Source organism: Sphingomonas paeninsulae, from assembly GCF_003660165.1.
Taxonomy (GTDB): Bacteria; Pseudomonadota; Alphaproteobacteria; order Sphingomonadales; family Sphingomonadaceae; genus Sphingomonas_O; species Sphingomonas_O paeninsulae.
This window is the reverse complement of the sequence record NZ_CP032829.1, coordinates 798,624-821,308: the sequence shown is the minus strand read 5'-3', so window position 1 is coordinate 821,308 and position 22,685 is coordinate 798,624. Positions and strand designations below refer to the sequence as shown.

Annotated in this window: 24 protein-coding genes and 1 pseudogene; 17 read left to right on the top strand and 8 right to left on the bottom strand. The window is 59.5% G+C overall.

The features are described from left to right. Positions 1 to 3: 3 nt before the first annotated feature. The gene (locus D3Y57_RS21100) at positions 4 to 696 is read right to left on the bottom strand and encodes a TonB-dependent receptor domain-containing protein (RefSeq protein WP_277873344.1); all 693 of its coding nucleotides are present in this window, start codon (positions 694 to 696) and stop codon (positions 4 to 6) included. Beyond that, positions 693 to 2,486, bottom strand: a complete 1,794-nt coding sequence (locus D3Y57_RS09450; RefSeq protein WP_277873343.1) for a TonB-dependent receptor — start codon at positions 2,484 to 2,486, stop codon at positions 693 to 695. Before D3Y57_RS09450 ends, D3Y57_RS21100 begins: the two co-directional genes overlap by 4 nt. A 376-nt stretch (positions 2,487 to 2,862) precedes the next feature. Between D3Y57_RS09450 and ribB the strand changes: the two genes are divergently transcribed. From ribB to D3Y57_RS09425, 5 genes are all read left to right on the top strand, one after another. Then, positions 2,863 to 4,164, top strand: coding sequence for a 3,4-dihydroxy-2-butanone-4-phosphate synthase (gene ribB / locus D3Y57_RS09445; protein ID WP_121152776.1), 1,302 nt, complete (start codon positions 2,863 to 2,865; stop codon positions 4,162 to 4,164). Then, positions 4,164 to 4,586, top strand: coding sequence for a 6,7-dimethyl-8-ribityllumazine synthase (gene ribH / locus D3Y57_RS09440; protein WP_121152775.1), 423 nt, complete (start codon positions 4,164 to 4,166; stop codon positions 4,584 to 4,586). The genes ribB and ribH overlap by 1 nt, the downstream gene beginning before the upstream one ends. A 65-nt stretch (positions 4,587 to 4,651) precedes the next feature. Continuing rightward, positions 4,652 to 5,350, top strand: a complete 699-nt coding sequence (aqpZ, locus tag D3Y57_RS09435; protein WP_121152774.1) for an aquaporin Z — start codon at positions 4,652 to 4,654, stop codon at positions 5,348 to 5,350. Between the two features lie 31 nt (positions 5,351 to 5,381). Then, positions 5,382 to 6,383 carry a threonine aldolase family protein gene (locus D3Y57_RS09430; protein ID WP_121152773.1) on the top strand — a complete coding sequence of 334 codons (1,002 nt, stop codon included), beginning with the start codon at positions 5,382 to 5,384 and terminating at the stop codon, positions 6,381 to 6,383. Between the two features lie 24 nt (positions 6,384 to 6,407). Continuing rightward, positions 6,408 to 7,325: a DMT family transporter gene (locus D3Y57_RS09425; RefSeq protein ID WP_347400423.1), complete on the top strand. Its 918-nt coding sequence runs from the start codon at positions 6,408 to 6,410 to the stop codon at positions 7,323 to 7,325. On the opposite strand, the gene D3Y57_RS09420 is transcribed toward D3Y57_RS09425, so the two are convergent. Beyond that, the gene (locus D3Y57_RS09420) at positions 7,229 to 8,056 is read right to left on the bottom strand and encodes a Rossmann-fold NAD(P)-binding domain-containing protein (protein WP_121152771.1); all 828 of its coding nucleotides are present in this window, start codon (positions 8,054 to 8,056) and stop codon (positions 7,229 to 7,231) included. The two genes, D3Y57_RS09425 and D3Y57_RS09420, sit on opposite strands and share 97 nt — an antisense overlap. Before the next feature lie 4 nt (positions 8,057 to 8,060). Beyond that, positions 8,061 to 9,290, bottom strand: a complete 1,230-nt coding sequence (locus tag D3Y57_RS09415) for a M48 family metallopeptidase (RefSeq protein WP_239026011.1) — start codon at positions 9,288 to 9,290, stop codon at positions 8,061 to 8,063. A 92-nt stretch (positions 9,291 to 9,382) separates the two neighbouring features. On the opposite strand from D3Y57_RS09415, the gene pepN reads away from it, so the two are divergent. The 9 genes and pseudogenes from pepN (at position 9,383) to tatC (ending at position 18,436) form a co-directional block, all read left to right on the top strand. Then, entirely contained in the window at positions 9,383 to 11,989 is a 2,607-nt protein-coding gene (pepN, locus tag D3Y57_RS09410) for an aminopeptidase N (protein ID WP_121152770.1), read from the top strand. A gap of 70 nt (positions 11,990 to 12,059) precedes the next feature. Then, complete coding sequence (gene argS, locus D3Y57_RS09405; protein WP_121155692.1) at positions 12,060 to 13,769, top strand: arginine--tRNA ligase; 1,710 nt, start codon at positions 12,060 to 12,062, stop codon at positions 13,767 to 13,769. Position 13,770: 1 nt separating this feature from the next. After that, positions 13,771 to 14,502 (top strand): SPOR domain-containing protein, encoded by a 732-nt coding sequence (locus tag D3Y57_RS09400; RefSeq protein ID WP_121152769.1) that lies wholly within the window; start codon positions 13,771 to 13,773, stop codon positions 14,500 to 14,502. A gap of 89 nt (positions 14,503 to 14,591) precedes the next feature. Next, positions 14,592 to 15,598: pseudogene (locus D3Y57_RS09395) on the top strand (glycoside hydrolase family 3 N-terminal domain-containing protein). Continuing rightward, the gene (locus D3Y57_RS09390) at positions 15,595 to 16,317 is read left to right on the top strand and encodes a segregation and condensation protein A (protein ID WP_121152768.1); all 723 of its coding nucleotides are present in this window, start codon (positions 15,595 to 15,597) and stop codon (positions 16,315 to 16,317) included. The pseudogene D3Y57_RS09395 and the gene D3Y57_RS09390 overlap by 4 nt, the downstream one beginning before the upstream one ends. Beyond that, a complete protein-coding gene (gene scpB, locus D3Y57_RS09385) occupies positions 16,314 to 16,898 on the top strand; it encodes an SMC-Scp complex subunit ScpB (protein WP_121152767.1) in 585 nt (194 codons plus the stop codon). The genes D3Y57_RS09390 and scpB overlap by 4 nt, the downstream gene beginning before the upstream one ends. 28 nt (positions 16,899 to 16,926) lie before the next feature. Beyond that, the gene (locus D3Y57_RS09380; RefSeq protein ID WP_121152766.1) at positions 16,927 to 17,190 is read left to right on the top strand and encodes a twin-arginine translocase TatA/TatE family subunit; all 264 of its coding nucleotides are present in this window, start codon (positions 16,927 to 16,929) and stop codon (positions 17,188 to 17,190) included. Positions 17,191 to 17,219: 29 nt separating this feature from the next. Beyond that, positions 17,220 to 17,651: a Sec-independent protein translocase protein TatB gene (tatB, locus tag D3Y57_RS09375; protein WP_121152765.1), complete on the top strand. Its 432-nt coding sequence runs from the start codon at positions 17,220 to 17,222 to the stop codon at positions 17,649 to 17,651. Positions 17,652 to 17,668: 17 nt separating this feature from the next. Then, positions 17,669 to 18,436, top strand: coding sequence for a twin-arginine translocase subunit TatC (tatC, locus tag D3Y57_RS09370; RefSeq protein WP_121152764.1), 768 nt, complete (start codon positions 17,669 to 17,671; stop codon positions 18,434 to 18,436). 10 nt (positions 18,437 to 18,446) lie between these two features. Here the strand turns inward: tatC and D3Y57_RS09365 are convergent, their stop codons facing one another. The 3 genes from D3Y57_RS09365 to D3Y57_RS09355 all read right to left on the bottom strand — a co-directional run bounded on the left by D3Y57_RS09365 (position 18,447) and on the right by D3Y57_RS09355 (position 20,585). Continuing rightward, the gene (locus tag D3Y57_RS09365; RefSeq protein WP_121155690.1) at positions 18,447 to 18,575 is read right to left on the bottom strand and encodes an entericidin A/B family lipoprotein; all 129 of its coding nucleotides are present in this window, start codon (positions 18,573 to 18,575) and stop codon (positions 18,447 to 18,449) included. A 242-nt stretch (positions 18,576 to 18,817) separates the two neighbouring features. Then, on the bottom strand, positions 18,818 to 20,395 hold the full coding sequence (locus D3Y57_RS09360) for a sensor histidine kinase (protein WP_121152763.1): 1,578 nt from the start codon (positions 20,393 to 20,395) through the stop codon (positions 18,818 to 18,820). A 10-nt stretch (positions 20,396 to 20,405) separates the two neighbouring features. Further along, positions 20,406 to 20,585, bottom strand: coding sequence for a NepR family anti-sigma factor (locus D3Y57_RS09355; protein WP_121152762.1), 180 nt, complete (start codon positions 20,583 to 20,585; stop codon positions 20,406 to 20,408). Positions 20,586 to 20,844: 259 nt separating this feature from the next. Between D3Y57_RS09355 and D3Y57_RS09350 the strand changes: the two genes are divergently transcribed. Genes D3Y57_RS09350 through D3Y57_RS09345 form a run of 3 tightly spaced genes read left to right on the top strand, consistent with a single transcriptional unit; the run spans position 20,845 to position 22,475 of the window. Continuing rightward, positions 20,845 to 21,639: a response regulator gene (locus D3Y57_RS09350; protein ID WP_121152761.1), complete on the top strand. Its 795-nt coding sequence runs from the start codon at positions 20,845 to 20,847 to the stop codon at positions 21,637 to 21,639. Positions 21,640 to 21,691: 52 nt separating this feature from the next. Further along, positions 21,692 to 21,829 (top strand): hypothetical protein, encoded by a 138-nt coding sequence (locus D3Y57_RS20180; protein ID WP_162987068.1) that lies wholly within the window; start codon positions 21,692 to 21,694, stop codon positions 21,827 to 21,829. Positions 21,830 to 21,848: 19 nt separating this feature from the next. Continuing rightward, positions 21,849 to 22,475, top strand: a complete 627-nt coding sequence (locus D3Y57_RS09345; protein WP_121152760.1) for a sigma-70 family RNA polymerase sigma factor — start codon at positions 21,849 to 21,851, stop codon at positions 22,473 to 22,475. Here the strand turns inward: D3Y57_RS09345 and D3Y57_RS20175 are convergent. Beyond that, positions 22,459 to 22,653, bottom strand: coding sequence for a hypothetical protein (locus D3Y57_RS20175; RefSeq protein WP_162987067.1), 195 nt, complete (start codon positions 22,651 to 22,653; stop codon positions 22,459 to 22,461). The genes D3Y57_RS09345 and D3Y57_RS20175 overlap by 17 nt on opposite strands. Positions 22,654 to 22,685: the final 32 nt, after the last annotated feature.

The following is a 22,685-nucleotide window of genomic DNA, read 5'->3' as shown; positions in this document are numbered from 1 at the left end:
GTGTCAGAATTTCGCGCCTACCGTTACTCCGTAGGTCCGCGGTTCGGCGAAGTAGCCGCCTGCAAATCCGAGTTGGCCAAAATCGACACCGCGAACGAAATCCTTCGCGTTGGTTAGGTTCTTTGCCCAGAAACGAATTTCGCCCTCGGCACCGCCAATGGAGATGCGGTCGACGCCTAACTGCGCGTCGATAGTGTCCCGATTGTCACCCTTCAACGCTTCGTTGAACGGTGCCGAATTGATGCTGGAAAAACTGTATTTGCCATCCTCGTGCGTATAGCCAACACGACCGATAAGCCGGGCGTTACCCCGGTTTAACGGGAATTGAGCATTGATTGCAGCATTGGCCGTAAGCGGCGAGGTATAGCCCGGCGTGACGATCGAGGCGATGTTGACTGGTGGCGCCCCAGCCGTCGGAGACTGGCCGGCAAGGAATTGCTTATATTTCACGTCGACATAGCCGATATTGCCGTCGACCGAAAAATTGTCGGTCAAAATGGCCTGCATGTCCATTTCGACGCCGGTATAGTTAACCCTTCCCGCGTTACCGATCTGCGTGGCGAAAGTGCCAGCCGGTGCATCGGTGCGGGGAATATTGACGGCCAGATTCTTGTATATGTTGTGATAGCCCGCAATGTTCACGCGCAGGCGACGGTCGAATAGTTCGGTTTTCACCCCGATCTCATAGGAGGTCACGGTTTCCGGCTTGAAACTCGCCAAGGTGTGGGTGCCCGGAATGACCGGATCCTGCGAGTTGAACCCCCTGACCGGTAACCGGTCGCCGCACGGGCATAGAGATTAATGCCCTCGGCAACATTATAACCGGCCATCAGGTTCCAGGTGAATTTCTGGAATCCTGCGCTGCCGGTTTCGGGTATGGCAAGCGGCGCGGGTCCGTTCTGTTGGCGGAATAGCCGCTTCTGATCCCATGTATAGCGTCCGCCGGCTGTCAGGCGGATGCCGCTGGCATGGCCGCCGGGATAGTATGTGAATTGCCCATATACAGCGGTGCTTTCGCTGGTTGCCGTGTAATTGAGTATCGCCAGTGTCGGCACGAGCCGGTAGCGGGCCGGATTGGCGGCGACAAAGCTGGGTCCCAAGGCACCGAAACTGGAGAGAAAGGTGCTGTTAGTGTCGAGAATGAAGCCGCTGCTTTGCGGATTATATTCCGATCCTTTCTCCCAGAAGTAGAAACCACCCACGACCCAGTCGAGCGAATCGCCACTACCGGAAAACTCGATTTCCTGGCTGAACTGTTTGTGTTTCCGCCGATTGTTAGTGTCGAACAGATCCTGGACGACTGTGGGAACGGGAGCGGCGGCGATGCTAGCCCGCGCCGCTGCAGGAATGGAGGGGATGAATTGCAGTAGCGATACGGGCATGCCGTTAAACAGCGAAGCGCTGGAAAAAGCCGGTCCACTGAAACTGCCGATGCCGTCGAGATCGTTAGTGCTACTGCTGTTCCAGAAGCGATAGCCGGTGGTGGACTTAACTTTAAAGATGCCAAAGTCGTTTTCTATTTGCAGATTGTGGCCCCATGTCTGGTCGCGGGCCGTGCTGAGTATGTTGTTACACACTTTATCCCGATAGACGCGCGTGGGCACGGCCAGTGCCGCGCATGCCGGGTTCAGGAAAGTCGCGGCAGCGAGATACTGGGCAACCGGAGCTTGCTGTACCGATACGACTTGCTGGCCGTTCACATTTATCGGGGCCAGAGGCGCGCCGTTGGCCGTGTTGGTCAACTGGAAAGGCATCGGCGTGCCGTTGACCCGGCTCCAGTCGAATATATATTGGATGCTGCCGGTGCCACCCAGTTCCGTCCGCGCCGCTATGCGGAAAGAGTCTGATTTGAGAGCGCCCGGGTCTTTCGAATCCTGAGGCTGTAAAATATTATCGACAACGCCGTCACGTTGGCGATGGCTGTAGGAAAAGCTCGTGGAGATACCTGCGATCTTACCTGGATCGAGCGTAATCTTGCCGTTCCAGGCGTCGAAATTGCCATACCCGGTTTCGGCTTTGAGCTGAAACGTAGGGCTGGGTGCGCGCGATATGAAATGAATGGCGCCGCCCGTGGTGTTGCGACCGAACAACGTGCCCTGCGGGCCCCGCAAGACTTCGACACGCTCGACATCCATGACGTCCATGCCAGCTGCGCCGGAACGGGCGATATAAACGCCGTCGATATATAGGCCGTTGGCGGAATCGACGCCGAAACTCTCACTTCCGCCGTTGGAAATGCCCCGGATCGAGAATACCGCTGCGCTATTGCTCGTCGTTCCCTGCACGATGGTGACATTGGGTGCCAGGCCACTCAGATCGCGGGAATCATGGATCCCAAGCTGGGCGATTTTTTCCGCACTGATGGCGCTGATGGCGATCGGCACATCCTGCAAATTCTGTGCGCGTTTTTGTGCCGTCACAACGATTTCATCGAGGCCGGAGTTAACCGGAGGCGCAGCCTCTTGGGCCAGGGCAACAGTTGCCATTGTGAGGCTGCTTGTAGCGAGCGCCAACCATTGGGTGGCGCGCAAAATTCGAACGGACATATTCCCTCTCCCCTTATTATTATTCGCTCACTATCGGTTGTATGCGTAATCAATGTCAATCTAAAATCCGCATATGACCAATGAAAACGGAAGTTTTGCGGGAACTTCGTCGTTTGGTATCGCTCTGACGGCCTTTTCCGAGCATGGGGGAGTGGGGCAGGTAACTCCCGTCGCGAACGACGGTTTCTTTTTAGCCGGTCGGTTGGCAAGGCAGGGATTGGCGTGTAATTCCCCGCGACAGGGCCGGTTTATCCGCCGATGTCTTTCCGATGTGAGGGAAGTTGACGATCACATTATAATGTGAGATTGTGGCTTTATGAGCACATCCCTGATAGATAAAGTACGTGAACACGTCTCCATCGGTGGCGTTTCGCGTTCGGGTCTCGCCCGCGCGGCGGGGCTTCATGCAAACACTCTGCGTGATCTGGATTCCGCAGATTGGAACCCGACGTCCGACACGCTTCGGAAGCTTGAAACTTATTTGCTTGCGAACGACGACCGGCCATCGCTGGTGCCGATCGAGGAAATTATCGATGAGGCGCGCAATGGGCGAATGTTCATTCTGGTCGACGATGAGGACCGTGAGAACGAAGGCGATCTGATCATACCGGCCCAGATGGCTACTCCCGACGCAATCAACTTCATGGCGACGCATGGCCGCGGGCTGATCTGTCTCGCGCTGACCAAGGAGCGGGTCGACACCCTCGGGCTTCAATTGATGAGCCGCGCGAATGGCACGCGTCATGAAACCGCCTTCACGACTTCGATCGAAGCACTCGAGGGGGTCACGACGGGTATTTCGGCGGCAGATCGGTCGCGGACAATTTCGGTCGCCATCGACGGCGCAAAGGGCGCGGCCGATATCGTTACACCGGGACATGTTTTTCCGCTGATTGCACGCGATGGTGGCGTGCTGGTGCGCACCGGTCATACCGAAGCTGCTGTCGATGTTGCGCGGCTTGCCGGTCTTAACCCGTCGGGTGTGATCTGTGAGATCATGAAAGACGACGGCACGATGGCGCGGATGGACGATCTTATCTCCTTTGCGCGGCTGCATGGACTGAAGATGGGTACGATTCGCGACCTCATCGCTTATCGCCATAAGCACGACCATCTGATCGAAAAGCGGACTGAGATGCGCTTCGTCAGTCGCTGGGGTGGCGACTGGACCGCGATGACGTTTTACAACAAGGCCACCGGCGATGAGACCGTCGCGCTGGTCAAAGGGTATCTCGATCCCGAAAAGCCCGTGCTGGTGCGGATGCACACCCATTCGATCTTCGTCGATACTTTCGGTGAGCAGAACCAGCGGTCAGGACTGCTTTCGGAATCGATGAAAGTGATCGCCGAGGAAGGTTCCGGCGTTATCGTCGTGATAAATCGCAACATGCAGGATAGCGTGACCCGTCTCATGAATCTGCGCGCGCAGGGCAAGCGGGCAGGGGAGCCGGAGGCGGAGGAACTGCGTGATTATGGCATCGGTGCGCAGGTGCTGGCCGAACTGGGCGTGCAGGACATGATCCTGCTGACCAATACGCATCATATGCTCATCGGACTCGAGGGCTACGGCCTGTCGATTGTCGGTGAGCGACCCATTCCACTGACAGGTATTCAATAATGGCAAAGCTGCTCATCGTAGAAGCACGGTTCTACGACCATCTGAACGATCTGCTGCTTAGCGGAACACGTGCAGCGATCGAGGATGCTGGCCATCATCACGACACGATCACGGTCCCGGGCGCGCTCGAGGTTCCGGGGGCAATTTCGTTGGCCGCAGAGAGCGGTCGCTATGATGGCTATGTTGCGCTGGGTGTCGTGATCCGGGGCGAAACCTATCATTTCGAAATCGTTGCCGGCGAAAGCGCGCGAGGCGTGATGGCTTTGACAATGGACGGACTGGCGATCGGTAACGGTATTCTCACCGTCGAAAACGAAGCCCAGGCGCTGACCCGCGCTCGACCCGACGAAAAGAATAAGGGCGGCGAGGCTGCGCGCGCGGCCCTGACCATGATGGCACTGAAAGAGCGTTTCGGAAGCTAGGCTTTACATCGGAACGGTGTCGTATCAAACCTCCCCTACTTGCTCTGTGCAAGGGGGAGGAAAATATGAAAAATCTCAATCCACTGGCGGCCGAGGCGTTTGGAACGTTTTGGCTGGTGTTCGGCGGTTGTGGCAGCGCTGTTCTGGCGGCGGGCTTTCCTGCGCTGGGCATCGGCTTTGTCGGGGTCAGTTTGGCATTCGGCCTGACGGTGCTGACGATGGCCTTTGCGATCGGCCACATTTCAGGCTGCCATTTGAACCCTGCCGTAACGATCGGTTTGTGGGCGGGTGGTCGGTTTCCGGGCCGTGATATCGCTGGCTATATCGTTGCACAGGTCTTGGGTGCCGTCGTTGCCTCCGCGCTCCTGTACTTGATCGCGAGCGGCAAGATGGATGGATCGTTTACCGGGGGCGTCGCATCCAACGGCTTTGGCGAACACTCACCGGGCGGGTATTCGCTGCGATCGGCATTCATCATCGAAGTGGTGCTGACGGCAGGATTCCTGTTCGTGATTATGGGGGCCACCCACGGTAATGCGCCAAAAGGATTTGCCCCGATTGCGATCGGACTGTGCCTGACGTTGATCCATTTAATCTCGATTCCCGTTACCAATACTTCGGTCAATCCGGCGCGGTCGACCGGGCCTGCCTTGATCGAGGGGGGTATCGCGCTGCACCAGCTCTGGCTGTTCTGGCTTGCCCCAATTCTGGGCGGGATCATCGGCGGCGCAGGGTATAAATGGCTGAGCCCGTTGCGCGATTGACGCGCGGTTGAGAGGACCGCATGGAATACCCATGCGGTTTTTCTCAGACAATGCGGCTTCGGTCCATCCCAGTGTTCTCGACGCAATGGCGCAGGCCAACCATGTGGACACGGCTTATGACGGCGATGCGCTGAGTGGCGCACTCGATGCCGCGTTTTCGGAAGTTTTCGAAACCGAGGTGACGGCCCTGTGGATCGCTACGGGAACGGCGGCGAACGCACTTGCTTTGGCAACATTGTGCCCCCCTTATCGCGGCATCGTCTGTCACCGCGATGCACATATTCAGAACGACGAGGCTGGCGCTCCTGAGTTTTATTCAGGGGGCGCAAAGTTGTTGGGCGCAGAGGGTGAGGCAGCCAAGCTGACGCCTGCCACGATCACCGGGTTGCTCGACGGGATTGCTAACGACGTCCACCGTACACAGGCCGCCGCGATCTCGATCACCAACGCTACCGAATACGGGCAAAGCTATGCTCCTTCAGAGGTCACTGCCATCGGTGCATTGGCGAAAGAGCGTGGCCTGCGTTTGCATATGGATGGGGCACGGTTCGCTAACGCCGTCGTCCATACCGGCGCTACTCCCGCCGACCTGACGTGGCGCAGCGGTGTCGAGGCGCTGAGTTTCGGCTTTATCAAGAACGGGGGTTTGTCCGCCGAAGCGCTGATCCTGTTCGACCGCAGCCTTGCCGACGAAGTTCGCATCCGACGCAAGCGGGCCGGTCATTTGTCGTCGAAGGGTCGCTATCAGGCGGCGCAGATACTGGCGATGCTGAAAGGCGATCTCTGGCTGACGAATGCGCGGGCGGCGAATGCTGGCGCAATCCGGTTAGCTGAAGCCGCTGCTGGTCGCCTGATTAATCCGGTACAGGCCAACGAAGTATTTGTCGTGATGCACGCCGGGGAGGTCGCGAAACTGCGCGAACAGGGTTTCGACTTTTACGATTGGGGTCCGGGTGAAGCGCGGTTCGTCGTGTCCTGGGACCAACCCGAGGCCGAGATCGCAGCGCTCGCTACTGCACTGGCAGCCCTGTGATTTTTGCACTGTGGGGCGGCGCCCGTGAGTAACAGTCCGATGCTCAGCGCGCGGATCATGATCCCCTTTGCCATCGTGACAATCATCTGGGGTTCGACCTGGCTGGTTATCCGGGGACAGCTAGGTGTCGTGCCGCCGACATGGTCCGTGTGCTATCGCTTCCTTGTGGGGGCGGTTGCGATGTTCATTTACGCGCTCGGGACGAAGGCACCGCTGAGGCTCGACTGGCGGGGGCATATGTTTGCTGCCTTGCTTGGCTTTGCGCAGTTTTTCATGAACTTCAATTTCGTCTATCGTGCAGAAGGGCTGATCACATCCGGTCTGGTGGCCGTGGTGTTTTCGCTGCTGTTCGTTCCCAATGCGATTTTCGCCCGCGCCTTTCTGAAGCAGCCGATTACCGGCAGATTCCTGGTCGGATCGCTGATCGCGCTGACCGGTGTCGGATTGCTGATCCTTAAGGAAGCCCGTGCCGATACTGCCAGTGCGCATACTTCGTTACTGGGGCTGGGCCTGACTCTGGCGGGTGTCTTTTCCGCTTCCGCGGCGAACGTCATGCAGGGGACCGACCGGGGGCGCGGGATGTCGATGGCGGCGATGCTGGCGTGGGGAATGTTCTGGGGAGCGGGGATGAATGCGGTGATGGGTTTGGTCACGGTGGGTGCACCGGTGATTGAATTGACGCCGGTATATCTCGCGGGGACGCTGTACCTTGGAGTGATGGCGAGTGCTGTCGCGTTTACGCTTTATTTTGGAGTGATCCGGGCGATCGGGCCGGGGCGAGCGGCTTATTCGGGAGTGATAACGCCAGTTATCGCAATGCTGTTATCGACGGTGTTCGAACACTATCACTGGACGTTATTGGCGGTTTCGGGCGGTGTTGTGGCGCTTATCGGGCTGATAGTGGCGCTTAGTGCGCGTAAACCGGCGGTAAAATCGGCGTAAATGGGTTTCCAGCCGAGTACGCGCTTTGCCTTGCCATTGGCGACGCGGCGGTTTTCGGCATAGAAACTGCGTGCCATCGGCGACAGGTTTTCGAGCGAAACGCCACCGGGAACGGGTAAGCCGAGCAGAGCTGCCGCTTCCTCGATCACCGCGTTCTGGGGTGCGGGATGGTCGTCGGACAGGTTGTAAACGCCAGCCGGTGCGTCGAACCCCGCAATCACGCCGGTGACGATATCATCGACATGAACCCGGCTGAATATCTGGTCGGGAAGGTCGATCCGGTGCGCCTTTCCCTCTGCCACACGTTCCAGGGCGGAGCGGCCGGGGCCATAGATTCCCGGCAATCTGAAAACATGCGCGCCGTTGTCCTGCCAGTCGAGATCGGCACGGTTGCGATTGGCGCGACGTCCGCGAACGGGTGCGCTTTCATCGACCCACGCGCCGCCGACGTCGCCATAGACGCCGGTTGAGGACAAATAGCCAAGCCAGCGCCCGCCCAATGCCCCGCCCATCACATCGCCGTATCGCATCAGAACCGGATCACCGTCGTCAGCGGGCGGGACGGAGGACAGGACGTGCGTGGCGCGGGCGACGCCATCACGCACCGCCGCATCGTCATCGAAAGCCACGCCCGCCCGACCCGTTCCCGAGACTTCCCAGCCGTCCGCACGCAACCGCGCTGCTATCCGCGACGCGGTGTAACCCAGCCCGAATATCCACAGTCGTGCCATTCCGTTACTTCGCCTTTGCCTTTGCTTCGACCTCGGCCAGATGAGCCGCTTTCCAGTTCATCGCCATCCTGATGCGCGTCGCGCCCGACGGGTGATCGAAAAACAGGGCTTCCTCTATCGGGCCGGGTTCGAGCTTGCGATATTCGGATATGGCGAGCGCGGTCTGGGCAAAACCATCGGGTTCGCGCGCGGCTTCGAGACCGAAGGCATCGGCCTCGCTTTCGTTGATGCGGACCATAGTGTTGGTCACTGGCGTCAGCACGAACAGGAATGTCGTGGCGAGGATTCCGAACAGGGGAATGACGGCTGGGTCGCTGATCCCGTGCACGTCCCATCGTTCGCCACGCCGGGCGATTATCGCTGGCGCAATGCGCGACAAGAGCCAGAAGGCGAGCAGGAACAGCACGGTGAACATCGCCATCATGCGTGGAATATGCCCGAGGACGTAGTGGCCCAATTCATGGCCCATGACCGCCGCGGTTTGCGCAGGCGTGGTGCGGTTCAGCAGGTTGTCGTTGAGCGAGATGCGCACCGTGGGGCCAAGGCCGGAGACGTTGGCCGAGATGCGTTTGGTCTGTTTCGATGCGTCGAAGACATAGATATGTTCGGCCGGCACATGGTTTGCGGTTGCCATCGCAACAATGCGGTCGCGTACCGGGCCGGGCTTCATTTCAGTGTACGTATTGAACAGGGGCGCGAGATAGACCGGCGAGATCATCACGGTCAGCGCAAGCACGGCACTCATCGCGACCGCCCCCCATAGCCACCAGAGTTTCGGGCTTTTGCGGATCACGGCAAAGATAATCACGAACATGACTGCCGCCGAGATAATGCCGACACCAAGCCCCTTGCTCTGATCGAGCGCCCAGTCGGCAAAACTCTGGTTCATCAGGTCATATTGTTTTTCACGGATGAAGCAGGTGTAGATCGTCCAAGGCAACATAATCAGGGTGCCGATGATCGTGTAAGGAATGACGTAGAGCGCCGGGACCAGCCAGCGCCATTTGCAGACGCGTGTCGCCCAGTCGCGGAAACGGGCGGAGAGGCGCGATTGCAGGATGATGAAGTCGGAGAGGATCGCGACGATTGCGCCCCAGAGGATCAGCCAATAGCCCCCTTCGAAATAGCCGTCCGATTTCACGCGGGCGGCCCCCTTTACCGTGGCGAGATAGGCCTGTGTTGCCGCTTCGGGGTCGAATGTCGTGGCTGCTGCTGCCAATATGTTGACGAGCATATGAAACTCCCTGTGTATTACTGACGTGATACGCCTGGATTAGCGTGTGGCAAGCGGTTGTGCCGTCCTCTCCGTGCCCTTAACTGTCGTTTATGCTCGATATTCAGACCACCGCCACTGCGGTTCCGCTTTCAACGCCGCACATCATTCGACGCGAGGATTATCGCCCGCCCGACTGGATGGTGCCGGAGATTGGGCTGGATTTCGATCTTGGCCCGGCGAAAACGCGGGTGACGGCGCGACTGACGGTTTCACGTAATGGCGGGCACGGTCGGCCACTGGTGCTTGAGGGCGAGACGCTGACGCCGCTGGCGGTTCGGGTCGATGGGCAGGCGATCAATGACTGGCGGATCGACGATGGTCGGCTGGTTATCGACCTGTCGGGCGACGATCATGTCATCGAAACCGAAGTCGAACTTTCCCCCGAACGCAATACGCAGTTGATGGGGCTTTATGCGAGCGGCGGGCTGCTTTGTACCCAGTGCGAGGCCGAGGGGTTTCGACGGATCACTTTCTTTCCCGACCGGCCCGATGTTCTGAGCCGGTATTCGGTGCGCATGACGGCGGACAAGAGCGCCTATCCGGTGTTGCTGGCGAATGGTGACAATGTCGCGAACGGCGATGCGGGTGAGGGGCGGCATTGGGCCGAATGGAACGACCCGTTCCTGAAGCCGAGCTATCTTTTTGCGCTGGTAGCGGGCGATCTGAAGGCCAATCGCGACAGTTTCACGACGATGTCGGGGCGAACGGTCGAACTGGGGATATGGGTGCGCGAGGCCGATGTGCCGAAGACCGCGTACGCGATGGCGGCGCTGAAAACATCAATGAAATGGGACGAGGATGTTTACGGTCGCGAATATGATCTGGGGGTGTTCAACATCGTCGCGGTCGATGATTTCAACTTCGGCGCGATGGAGAACAAGGGACTCAACGTCTTTAACTCGCGCTACATATTGGCGGATGCCGATACGGCGACCGATGTCGATTATGACAATGTTCAGGGCGTCGTGGCGCATGAGTATTTTCATAACTGGTCGGGCAATCGCGTCACCTGCCGCGACTGGTTCCAGCTATCGTTAAAGGAAGGCTTTACGGTCTTTCGCGACCAGAGTTTTTCGGCGGATCAGGGATCGGCGGCGGTTCAGCGGATCGAGGATGTGCGGGCATTGCGCGGGAGCCAGTTTCCCGAGGATGGCGGCCCGCTGGCGCATCCGATCCGGCCCGATTCCTATATGGAGATCGGCAATTTCTATACGGCGACCATCTATAACAAGGGCGCCGAAATCATACGGATGATCCACACTTTGCTGGGTGCTGAGAAATTTCGCGCAGGGTCGGATCTGTATTTCGAACGGCATGACGGGCAAGCGGTTACGTGTGACGATTTCGTGGCCGCGATGCAGGATGCGAGCGGGGTCGATCTGAGCGTGTTCAAACGCTGGTATGCGCAGGCGGGGACGCCGAAGCTGATGGCGGCAATCGCGCATGATGCGGATACGAAGCAGGCAACGCTGACGCTGACTCAACTGGTGCCGCCGACGCCGGGGCAACCGGTGAAGCAGCCGATGACCCTGCCGATCCGAATGGCGCTGTTCGATCGCGCGACGGGAGAGAGCGGGGGCGAGCAATTGGTTGTGCTCGATACCGATACGACAACGCTGACGTTCGACGGGTTTGCCCAGCCGCCGGTATTGTCGATCAATCGCGATTTCAGTGCGCCCGTTGTTCTGGAAACGAACCGTACGGAGGCCGACCTGGCGTTTCTGGCGGCGGAGGATGATGATCCGTTCGCGCGTTACGAGGCGATGCAGCAGTTGATGCTGAATACGCTGGTCGCGGCGATTTCGACCGGCGTTGCGGACCATGCGGCGGTCATCAAGGGCGTGGGCGAGACGCTGAGCGATGGGGCGCTCGATCCGGCGTTTATTGGTGAGGCGGTCGTGTTGCCCAGCGATGCCTTCATCGGCGATCAGATGCTGGTGGTCGATCCCGATGCGATTGCGACGGCGCGAGAGGCGCTGCGGCTTGCCCTGGCAAATGCGCATCTGGCGAAGTGGCAGGAGATTTATGCCGCGAATGGCGGGCGGTCGTTCGAATATTCGCCAGCGGCCAAGGGCGCGCGGCGGATTCGGAATGTGGCGCTGGGCTATATCATGGCGGCCGATGCCGATGCGGGGGCAAAGCTGGCTTTCACGCAATTCGGGGCGGCGGATAATATGACCGACCGGCTGGCCGCACTGGGTACGCTGGCGAACAGTCAGGCCGAATTGCGGGTGGCGGCGCTGGACATCTTTTATCGGCGGTATCGCGACAATGCGCTGGTGCTGGACAAATGGTTCACGACGCAGGCGGTTTCAACGCGGGCCGATACGGTAGAGGCGGTTATCGAACTGGCGGGGCATCCCGATTTCACGCTGAGCAATCCAAATCGATTCCGGGCTTTGGTCGGGGCGTTCGGGATGAATCAGCGGTCGTTCCATGCGGCGGACGGGCGGGGTTATGCATTTTTCGCCGACCAGATCATCGCGCTCGACCCGGTGAATGCGCAGACGGCGGCGAAGATGGTGCCGTCGCTGGGCCGCTGGCGGCGGTTCGATGCGGAGCGGCAGGCGTTAATGCGGGCGGCGCTGGAGCGGATTTTGGCGACGCCGGGATTGTCGAAGGATGTGTTCGAGCAGGTTTCCAAGTCGCTGGCTTAATCTTAGGCGGCGTGACCTTTTCGGCATTCCCGGTTAAGGGCCGCGCTTTGCCTTGATCCGGGATTTTCCTTTGACGCTTTACCTCGATTACACCGCGCATCTGAACGCCGCGCTCGACCAGCTTCCTCTTGTCGAGGGGCTGAACCGCGCCAACATCGCGGTCGAGCCGCCGCGCGATCCGGCGCATGGCGATCTGGCGACCAATGCGGCGATGGTGCTGGCAAAGGGCGCGGGCGTAAAGCCGCGTGATCTGGCGGAGGCGTTGAAGCCGCTGCTGGAGGCGGTACCGGGTGTGACTGCGGTGGAAATCGCTGGGCCGGGTTTCATCAATCTGCGGCTGGCGGATCAGGTTTGGCGTGATGAATTGACGCGCATTCACGCGGCGGCTGGCGATTATGGGCGGTTGGACACGGGCGCGAACCAGATCGTCAATATTGAATATGTGTCGGCCAATCCGACCGGGCCGATGCACATGGGGCATTGCCGGGGTGCGGTTGTCGGCGATGCTCTGGCGACATTGCTTCAGTACTCGGGGCACCGGGTCATCAAGGAATATTACGTCAACGACGCTGGCGGGCAGGTCGATGTTCTGGCCCGATCGGCGCACGTTCGGTACCGTGAGGCGCTGGGTTCCGATGTCGGGGAGATACCGGAGGGATTGTATCCGGGCGACTATCTGATCCCGGTTGGGCAGGCGTTAGCGGCGGAGTTTGGCGACAAATACGTCGATGCTCCCGAGGCTGAGTGGCTGGTGCCGTTTCGGACGCGTGCGGTTGCGGCGATGCTGGTGCTGATCAAGGCCGATCTGGCGCTGCTCGGTATTCATCACGACGTGTTTTCTTCGGAAGCAGAGGTTCAGGCTGCGAAAAAGCCCGAGGCTGCGGAAGCGCGATTGCGAGCTGAGGGGCTGGTTTACGACGGCGTGCTGGAAGCGCCAAAGGGGCAGGTCGATGAGGAGTGGGAGCCGGTCGAGCTGCCGTTGTTCCGTAGTACGAAGTTCGGTGACGATCAGGATCGGCCGATCAAAAAGTCCGATGGTAGCTGGACGTATTTCGGTGCCGACATGGCGTATCATTTCCAGAAGTCGGAGACGGCGGATGCGCTGATCGACATTTGGGGTGCGGATCATGCGGGCACGGTGAAGCGTATCCGGGCGGCGGTTGCGGCGCTGACGGGGGGTAAGCCGTTCGACGTGAAGCTGATCCAGATGGTGCGGCTGTTACGCGATGGCGAGCCGGTGAAGATGTCAAAGCGGTCGGGTAATTTTGTGACGCTGGCCGATGTCGTGGGCGAAGTCGGCAAGGATGTCGTCCGGTTCACGATGTTGAGCCGCAAGGCCGATGCGCAGATGGATTTCGACTTTGCCAAGGTGGTCGAGGCGTCGAAGGACAATCCGGTTTTCTATGTCCAATATGCCCATGCGCGGATCAGGTCGCTGGCGCGCAAGATTGCAGAGGCGGGCATTTCAGGGGGGAATCCCGATGTTGCAAAGCTTGATGCCGAGGATCTGACGCTCATCAAAATGGCGGCGCAGTTTCCGCGAATCGTCGAGTCGGCAGCGTCGAGTCGGGAGCCGCACCGTGTTGCATTCTATCTTTATGACCTCGCCGCCGCGTTCCACGCATTTTTTAATGTTGGCAATGATCGGCCTGATCGGCGGGTTCTGATAGTTAACGATCCCGATTTGACACAGGCCCGGCTTTTCATGGTGGATGGCATCGGACAGATTATCCGTAATGGCTTGTCGATCATGGGCGTGACCGCCGCCGAGGAGATGTAATTTGACCGATACCGATCGCGAAGCACTGTCGCTCAACGACGAAGACCGGCTGCCTTGGCTTGAGGCGGTGAATGACGAGGACAATGACCGCGTTTCGACGGGGAAGCTGGCCGGATTCGTTCTGGCGGCACTCGCGGCGCTGGGGCTGGTCATTGGCGGCGTGTGGCTGCTGCGTAATCATGGGCCGGGGCCGCAGGGCGATGGCAAGCTGATCGCGGCGCAGGAGGGCGACTATAAAGTGCGTCCCGATGCGCCTGGTGGCATGAAGGTCGAAGGACAGGGCGACAGCGCGTTTGCAGCTTCGGAAGGGGCTGAGGCGAATGGCAAGATAGACCTGAACGCGACAGCGGAAGCGCCGGTTGCGAGTGGCAAGGCCGGGCTGGCGACACCTGCGGGGGCGCCCGCATCGAAGGTCGCGACGACATCAATGCCTGCGTCGGGTGGCACGCTGGTTGCGACTCCGCCAGCAAAGGCTGCTGCTCGCGGCAGCGCGGCGGCGGCTTCGGGTTCGCTGGTGCAACTGGGTTCGTTCAATTCGGAAGCACAGGCGAGTGCGGCCTGGGTCAAGCTGACGAAGCGGTTTGCCTATCTGGCACCGCTGACGAAATCGGTCGAAGCTGCGACGGTCAACGGCAGCGATTTCTATCGCCTGCGCGCGAATGCCGGAGCCGACGCCAGCACGATCTGTGGCAAGCTGAAGGTTGCCGGTGAGAACTGTCTGTTGGTTAATTAAGGGCTGACGAACTTAGTAGATATCGCTTCCCTGAGCCTGCCGAAGGGCAATCCTTCGACAGGCTCAGGGAAGCGGAGTATGCGTTTTCGATGAAGCCCGTAATCTTTGGCCTGTCCGGCCCCAAACTGACCCCTGACGAACGCGCGTTCTTTCGCGATTGTGACCCGCTGGTTACATCATGTTCAAACGTAACTGCGTCGACCGGACGCAGTTACGGGCGCTGACCGATGATTTGCGCGCGCTGAGCGGACGGGACGATCTGGCTATCCTGATCGATCAGGAAGGGGGGCGCGTATCCCGGATGCAGCCGCCCGAATGGCCGGCGTTCCCAGCGGGCGCGGCGTTCGATGCGCTTTACAATGTGGCTCCGATTTCAGCGATGGAGGCGGCACGCGTCAATGCAAAGGCGATCGGGCTGACGCTGGCGGAGGTCGGGATCACCGTCGATGCGCTGCCGTTGCTCGATGTGCGGACAGCCGAGACACACCCTGCAATTGGCGACCGCGCATTGGGTGCCGATCCGATGCGGGTGGCTTCACTGGGGCGGTTCGTAATCGACGGCCTGCGTGAAGGGGGCGTGGTCGGCATCGTCAAACATATGCCGGGCCAGGGGCGCGCGGTGGTCGATAGCCACCATGACTTGCCGGTGGTCGATGCGACAGACGAGGAACTGGCGATAGATTTGCGGCCGTTCGAACGACTGAACAATGCACCGATGGCGATGACGGGGCACATCATGTTTCCGGCGTGGGACGGCGAACGCTGCGTCACGATGTCGCCGACGATTATCGCGGAGATCATCCGCGGGCGGATCGGTTTCGATGGCCTGTTGATGAGCGACGACCTGGATATGAAGGCGCTGTCGGGTGAAGTCAGCGACCGCGCGGCCGCGTGCATTGCGGCGGGCTGTGACATCGCGCTGAATTGCTGGGGCCGTATGGATGAGATGATCGCAATCGTCGAAGCCCTGCCCGAGATCACGAGCATCGGCGCGGAACGGCTGGGGCGTGCGATGGCGACGATTGCCCCGGTGACGGATTATTCGGAAATTGCCGACCTGATCGCGAAACGCGACGCGTTGCTGGCGCTTGTGTGAATAACGACCAACTGACGCTCGACCTCGATGGCTGGGAAGGGCCGCTCGACCTATTATTGGCGCTCGCACGGACGCAGAAAGTCGATCTGCATCAGATTTCGATATTGGCACTTGTCGACCAATATCTCGATTATCTGAAGCGCGCGGGGGCCGAACGGCTCGATCAGGCGGCGGACTATCTCGTTATGGCGGCGTGGCTTGCTTATCTGAAATCCTGTCTGTTGCTGCCGCGCGTAGAGCAGGAAGATCCTAGCCCGGAAGAACTTGCATTCCGCCTTCAGCAACGACTGTTGCGGCTCGATGCGATGCGTGAAGCGGGCGCGCGATTGATGGCGCGTGACCTGATCGGTCGCGATGTGTTCAGGCGGGCTTCGCCGGAGGGCCTTGCGACCGAGCGACACACGATCTGGAAAGCAAGCCTCTATGATCTGCTTGTGGCCTATGGCGTGGTTCAGGCCCGCAGCGCCCCGGTGCTGCATCAGGTGTCACGGCGACCCGTGCTCTCGCTGGAGGCGGCAATGCTACGGATCGAGGCGATGCTGGGGCGTATCGGTGACTGGACCGCTATCGCTGCGTTTCTGCCGGTGGATGGTACCCCGGATTATCGACGTTCGGCGCTGGCATCGACTGTGGTTGCAACGCTGGAACTGGCCCGGCGCGGCGTGATCGACTTGCAGCAGGACGCCCCGTTTGCGCCGTTGATGGTGCGCGCGGCGTGACCGCCGAACTTCATAGGGCGGTCGAAGCGCTGTTGTTTGCCAGTGAGACACCGTTGGCGATCGACGAAATCAAGCAGCGGCTTGGCGTGAGCGCGGGGGTGGAGGCTGCTCTTGAAGCGGTGACGGCGCGCCACGCGGGACATGGCATTAATCTGGTCGAACGGGGTGGGCGCTGGCATTTCCAGACGGCAGCCGATCTTGCGCACCTCCTTCGCGAAACCCGCGAATCGGTGCGGCGATTGAGTCGGGCTGGCACCGAGACGCTTGCGATCATTGCTTATCACGAACCCGTTAGTCGGGCCGAAATCGAAGCGATACGTGGCGTTCAGATTTCCAGAGGAACGCTCGATGTTCTGATGGAGGCCGGGTGGATTGCGCCCGCCGGTCGGCGTGAGATGCCGGGTCGCCCGTTAACATACGCAACGACCGCTGATTTCCTGACGCATTTTGGGTTAAGCGACCGCCGCGACCTTCCCGGCATAGAGGATTTGCGCGCTGCAGGTTTGCTCGACAAGTCCGATCCCAATGGCGATGGCACAGGATTCGACGGCGAACTGGAAACCTCCGGCGAAGACGACTAGATAGGATGGGCATTCAGGAGTTTACGTTATGGGTTTGTCGCTTCCGCATATTCTGATCCTCGCGGTCGTGGCTGCTCTGCTGCTTGGCGGCGGTCGCTTTTCCGCACTTATGGGCGACGTGGCGAAGGGCGTGAAGAACTTCAAAAAGGGTATGGCCGACGAAGAGAATGCGCCAACGCTTACCCCGCCGGCTGCTCCGTTGATCGAAGGTCGGACGGCCGCCGATATCATCGCCGAGCATGAACGGAACAAAGCTGCGGCTGCTCAGAAACCGACCGATCCTATCGCCTGATCCGCCTGCGGGCGAAAGGCCAGCTACGAATGTTCGACATTGCACCTTCTGAATTGATCGCCGTGGCGGTGATTGCTCTGCTCGTCATTGGGCCGAAGGATTTGCCACGCGTCATGCGCGTGGTCGGTCAATGGGTCGGCAAGGCGCGCGGTATGGCGCGTCATTTCCGATCGGGCTTCGACAACATGATCCGCGAGGCCGAGCTGGAGGACATGGAGAAGAAGTGGAAGGAAGAGAATGAGCGCATCATGCAGGCTTATCCCACCAGTGCGCTGATCGAGAACAGTACGCCGATCGAGAATGTGCCTGCCCCTTCGACTGTTCCGGCTGCTGTGGCTGAGCCTGCGCCCGTGATCGAACCGGTGCCTGCGACCGGGGCCGTGGTTCAGAAGCCGATCATGCCTGTATCGCCCGCCGAGCCGGGGTTACCCTTCCCCGAACAGCCGGAGCGCCCCGCTTGAGCGATACTGTGGACGACATGCCGGTTGACGAGATCGATGCCAGCCGTGCCCCGCTACTCGAACATCTGATCGAGCTGAGACGCCGGTTGTTGTGGTCGTTTCTGGCGCTGGGTGCTGCGTTTTGTTTTTGCCTTTATTTCGCGCGCAAGATTCTCGTCGTGCTGGTCGAGCCGCTGCAAATTGCTGGACAAAAAACGCTGATCAACACCGAAATCTATGGCGGGTTTTTCGTCGAGATGAAGGTCGCATTCTTTTCTGCGTTGATGATCGCGTTTCCGGTGATCGCCAATCAGCTCTGGCTGTTTGTCGCGCCGGGCCTTTATAAAAAGGAACGTAAGGCGCTGTTGCCGTTCCTGATGGCGACTCCGTTGCTGTTCGCGGCGGGTGCCAGCCTCGCTTATTTCGTGGCGATTCCGCTTGCCCTGAAATTTCTGCTCGGTTTTCAGGGGGATCTTGGCGGCGTTACGCAACAGGCGCTGCCGGACGTTGGCAGCTATCTGAAATTCGTGATGCAGTTCATGTTCGGCTTTGGCCTCGCGTTTCTGTTGCCGGTGCTGCTGATGCTGCTGGAAGTCGCGGGGATCGTGACCCGCGCTCAACTGGTGGCATTCCGGCGTTACGCGATCGTCGCCAACGCTGCGGTGGCGGCGGTATTAACTCCGCCCGATATCGGGTCGATGATGCTGCTCGCTGTGCCGCTCTGTATTCTGTACGAGCTGACGCTGGTGGCGACCTGGTTTACGGGACGCCGCCGCGCCCGCGAGGACGCAGCGGCCGTCGAGTAACGAAATCGTATTAGTTGGCGCTTTTTTCCACAGCCGAGCCAGCCGACTTCACGTCACGGCCTGCGCCACGGACGGTGTTGCAGGCGGTTGCAGCGAATGCGCAGGCGAGGATAGCGACCGTCAGAACTTTGTTACGCATAATTCGTCTCCGTGAAGTTGATGCGAAATGAAAATGATTAAGGCCGCCGATTCGTTCCGTCGCGGCACCATTGCTCATGGCAGCACATCGTGTGCCGGACAAAAATATGGGTCCGAAAACGTGCTGGGGGGTAGCACGGTTCCGGACCCTTGGTTCCGGACAGCGAGAGCGGGGGGGCAAAAGGTCGCTGTCCGAATTTAAAAACAAACGAAATTAAAAGCGGTTCCACGTTGTTCGATAAATTATACGTCGTCCTGATTCAGCGTAGAAATCTCGATTTCATAAAGGCCCGCCTGACCGTCATGGATCAGTGGAACCCTGAGCTGTCGAGAAAGACCTGTGATAATACGGCCATATCGTGCGTCGAGTTTGTTCGTCAGCGCATCACTGGCACGAAGGCCTGCCGACTGGATGGAAAGAATGGCTCGATGGGGTGCGTTCGCGATGGAAACACTGATCGACAGGGGTGCAGTCGGATCGTTCGCCATCGACAGTTCGGTGAGTTCAGTCAGCAGGAACGCGATTGGCACGGCCACATCCTGTGACACGCGCAGGCTGGGCGTCGTCGTCATAATGGCCGGAGCCAGACGGTTCACCGCAAACCCGGCCCGCAGATTCGTCGCAAGTTCGTCGATCAGCGCTTTCATGCTGATGCCGCCGTCTTCCAGTTCGGCATAATGATTGCGGTGAACGATGGCGAGCGCGTCGACGCGTCGCTGTATCGACGCATAAGCATTGGCCGTTTCACCGGGCGGCACGCCGCGGGCATGAAGGCTGATCAGGCTGGCAATGACCTGAAGGTTGTTTTTTACCCGATGATGGACTTCGCGTGTCAGCCGGGTCTGATTCGCCAATGCACTGGCAAGCTCGATCTCATGCGCGGTCAGGTTTTTGCCGACGCGTTCGAAAGTTTCTGCAAGTTCGCGGATTTCTCGCGCTGGGGTGCGAATCTTTGGCACCGAGTAAAGTTCGCCCGGCTGCAATCCGGCAATCCCGGCGCGCAGTTGCGCCAATGGCCGGATGAGCAAACGGTCGACGACAAGGAAACTGACCGCGGCAGCAGAAGCCCACATCAACAGCGGCAGGAAGGTCAGGAGCAATTCGGTTGCGCTGATCGGGGCCCGCTCGACCGACATGCGGAGGCTGAGGCCGAGCAACCCGACCGGCGTTTCGAATTTTTCGGTGGGGCTCAGATAAGATGACTGATGCGTGGCGAGGGTCAGTTGATCGCTGTCGCCCAGCAATGCCAGGCTATAGGGAATCGGTATGCCGATCGGCTGGACGAGGCTCGCCACTGCGTTAACGGAATAATGAGCGACTGCTGCCGCCGTGCCTGTCTTTGAAAAAACGCGGATATCGACGCCGCCGTCTTTGAATACCGCGCGCGGTGCGGATGGTTCGGGTAGAAACGGTGCGGCGGTGGACTGGTATTGCCGGCTACCGCAAACGACGGATCGGTCCGGGCCGATTACCGCGATGCCCGACGGTTTGGCTGCCCGCGAATTAAGAATGATCTGGAGGCGCGAGCAGGCTTCTTCGTTCATGCCGCCGACGGCAACCATATCGGCTGCCACCGCAAGGGCGCTGATGTCCGCGCCCAGTTCGCCACCCAGTTTGCGACTGACTTCGGTTATTGCCACTCGCAAATCGGCGCGGCGCTGAAGGTCTGCGGTTCGGTTGGATTGAAGCGATGCCAGCAGGGCGATCAGGCCCAGCGGAATGAGAGCCACGCTGATGATGGCTAGCATTTTTATGCCGGTGGGAAGATCGGCAAATCGCCGCGCGAACATCCCGCCCCCAGTGGAATCGGGACCGCTCATGCCACTTTAATCAGCTAAGCTTGCCAAGCAGATCGAGCAGATCCGAAGGAATTTTTTCATCGACGGCCTGTTGATACGCAGCGCGCAAGGCGGTGCCCACATCTCCTTCGTCAGGCGAGCGATGATGCTGATGACTGGAACCAGCCGGCTTGGCTTTCTTTGCACCGGCTTTTTTGTCTGTCGAAACCATTGATCCCCAAACACATACGAGCAAGTTCCGTTCTCAAACACGCGCGGCCGCGCGGGTCTGGACCGAGTGACACCCTGCTTCTCCGCCCACTCGCGGGCCGAATAGCAGAACTCTTGTCCCGGTCACGAAACAAAAGACGTGCTCATTGGTTCCATTTGGCACGCGGGGAATTTTCCGCGTGGTTTCTGCCGTGCGCACACTTGCAAAAGCGTGCTTGCTGGCGGAAATGATTAGGCATTACGGGAGGACCCACAAGATCATGTCGCTCGGTCAGCAATTAGCGCCGCACTTACCTTTTCTGCGCCGATATGCGCGCGCTCTCACCGGTAACCAGTCCAATGGTGATAATTATGTGCGTGCCACTCTAGAGGCCATTGTCGCGGCACCGGACGAGTTTCCGCGCGATGTGGATGCACGGCTGGGGCTGTACCGGACATTCCATGCAATCTGGTCGTCGACCGATCCAATGGCTCCGTCCGCGTTCGATACCGGGTCGGGGGAGGATATTGCCCAGGCGCGCCTCTCACGCGTGACTCCATTGTCGCGGCAGGCATTGTTGCTGACCGCAATGGAAGGTTTCACGACTGAGGATGCCGCTTATCTGATTGGTCAGTCGTCTGAAAAGGTCGAAACGCTGGTCGATGAAGCGCTGACGGAGATCGAGGGCCAGACGCGGGCTAACGTGCTCATCATTGAGGATGAGCCGCTGATCGCGATGGATCTGGAAACGATCGTCCGCGATCAGGGGCATGAAGTGTGCGGTATCGCCGTGACGCGCGACGAAGCCGTTGCCGCCGCGCGCGCGCATCGTCCGGGGCTGGTGCTTGCCGATATTCAGTTGGCCGACGACAGTTCGGGCATCGATGCGGTGAAGGACATACTCGCTGAATTCTCGGTGCCGGTGATTTTTATCACGGCATTCCCCGAGCGTCTTCTTACCGGCGAGCGGCCAGAGCCGACCTTCCTGATTACCAAGCCTTTTCAGCGGGCGACGGTGAAAGCGGCGATCGCACAGGCTTTGTTTTTCGATGAAGCGACCGTTCCGGCAGCGTGACGGAACCACGAGCGTTTACGCTGCGTTTATGTAGTGAACGCTGGGAGTTGTTATGGAAGAGCCACCGGTCCATGTGACCACGAACGAAGCGCGGGGCGGTCAGACGCCGCATATCGTGCGCTATGTTCTTGCGATTTCTTTGGTGCTTGTCGTTGTCGGCTTCGCCATCGCTTCTTATGTCGCTCGTTGAACGATACGACGGGAAATAAATGACCGACGAAATCGAAGCGGAGGACGCACCCGTCGAGCATGTTGCTCTGTCGGACAAGGACTTCAAGGAACAGCTTGGTCTGGTCATCCCGCAGTTGCGCGCTTTTGGGCGCTCGCTGTCGGGGGACCGGGATCTGGCGGACGATCTGGTGCAGGAAACGCTAATGAAGGCGTGGGCGGCTCGAGGTCGTTTTCAGGCGGGCACAAACATGCGCGCCTGGACTTTCATCATCCTGCGCAACCTCTATTTTTCACAAGTGCGCCGTCGCCGTTTCCGGGGCGAATGGGACGATCTGACGGCGGACCGTATTCTCGCGGCACCCGCTTCTCAGGATCGGCACGTCGAATTGGGTGATCTTCAGCGCGCCCTGCTACAATTACCACAATCGCAACGCGAGGCGCTGATTCTGGTGGGCGCTGGCGGCTTTGCCTATGAAGAAGCGGCGGAAATCTGCGGCGTGGCGGTTGGCACAATCAAGAGCCGCGTTGCCCGTGGTCGGGTCGCGCTGGAGGCTGCAATGTCCGATCCGTCGCTTCCTTCCAGAAGGGATGGCCCGGATAATGAGGGCGTCAGCGTTCTGGATACGATTATGGCCGAAGTGAGCGAACTCAGCCGCAACCGTTAATGCGGTCCGGTATCGCGTCGAGAAGGTTCAGCAACTTCGTCATGTCGTTGGGCAACGAACGTTCGACACGCGATACCGATCGCAGAGCGGCACCGACGCCATCGCCGCGATCGGGCATGGATGCCAGTCGGGGTACTGGTGTCTGGCTTAATGTGCCTGTAAATTCGCTGCGGACCATATAGATCCAACGCGGTAAGGGGACGGAAGGTT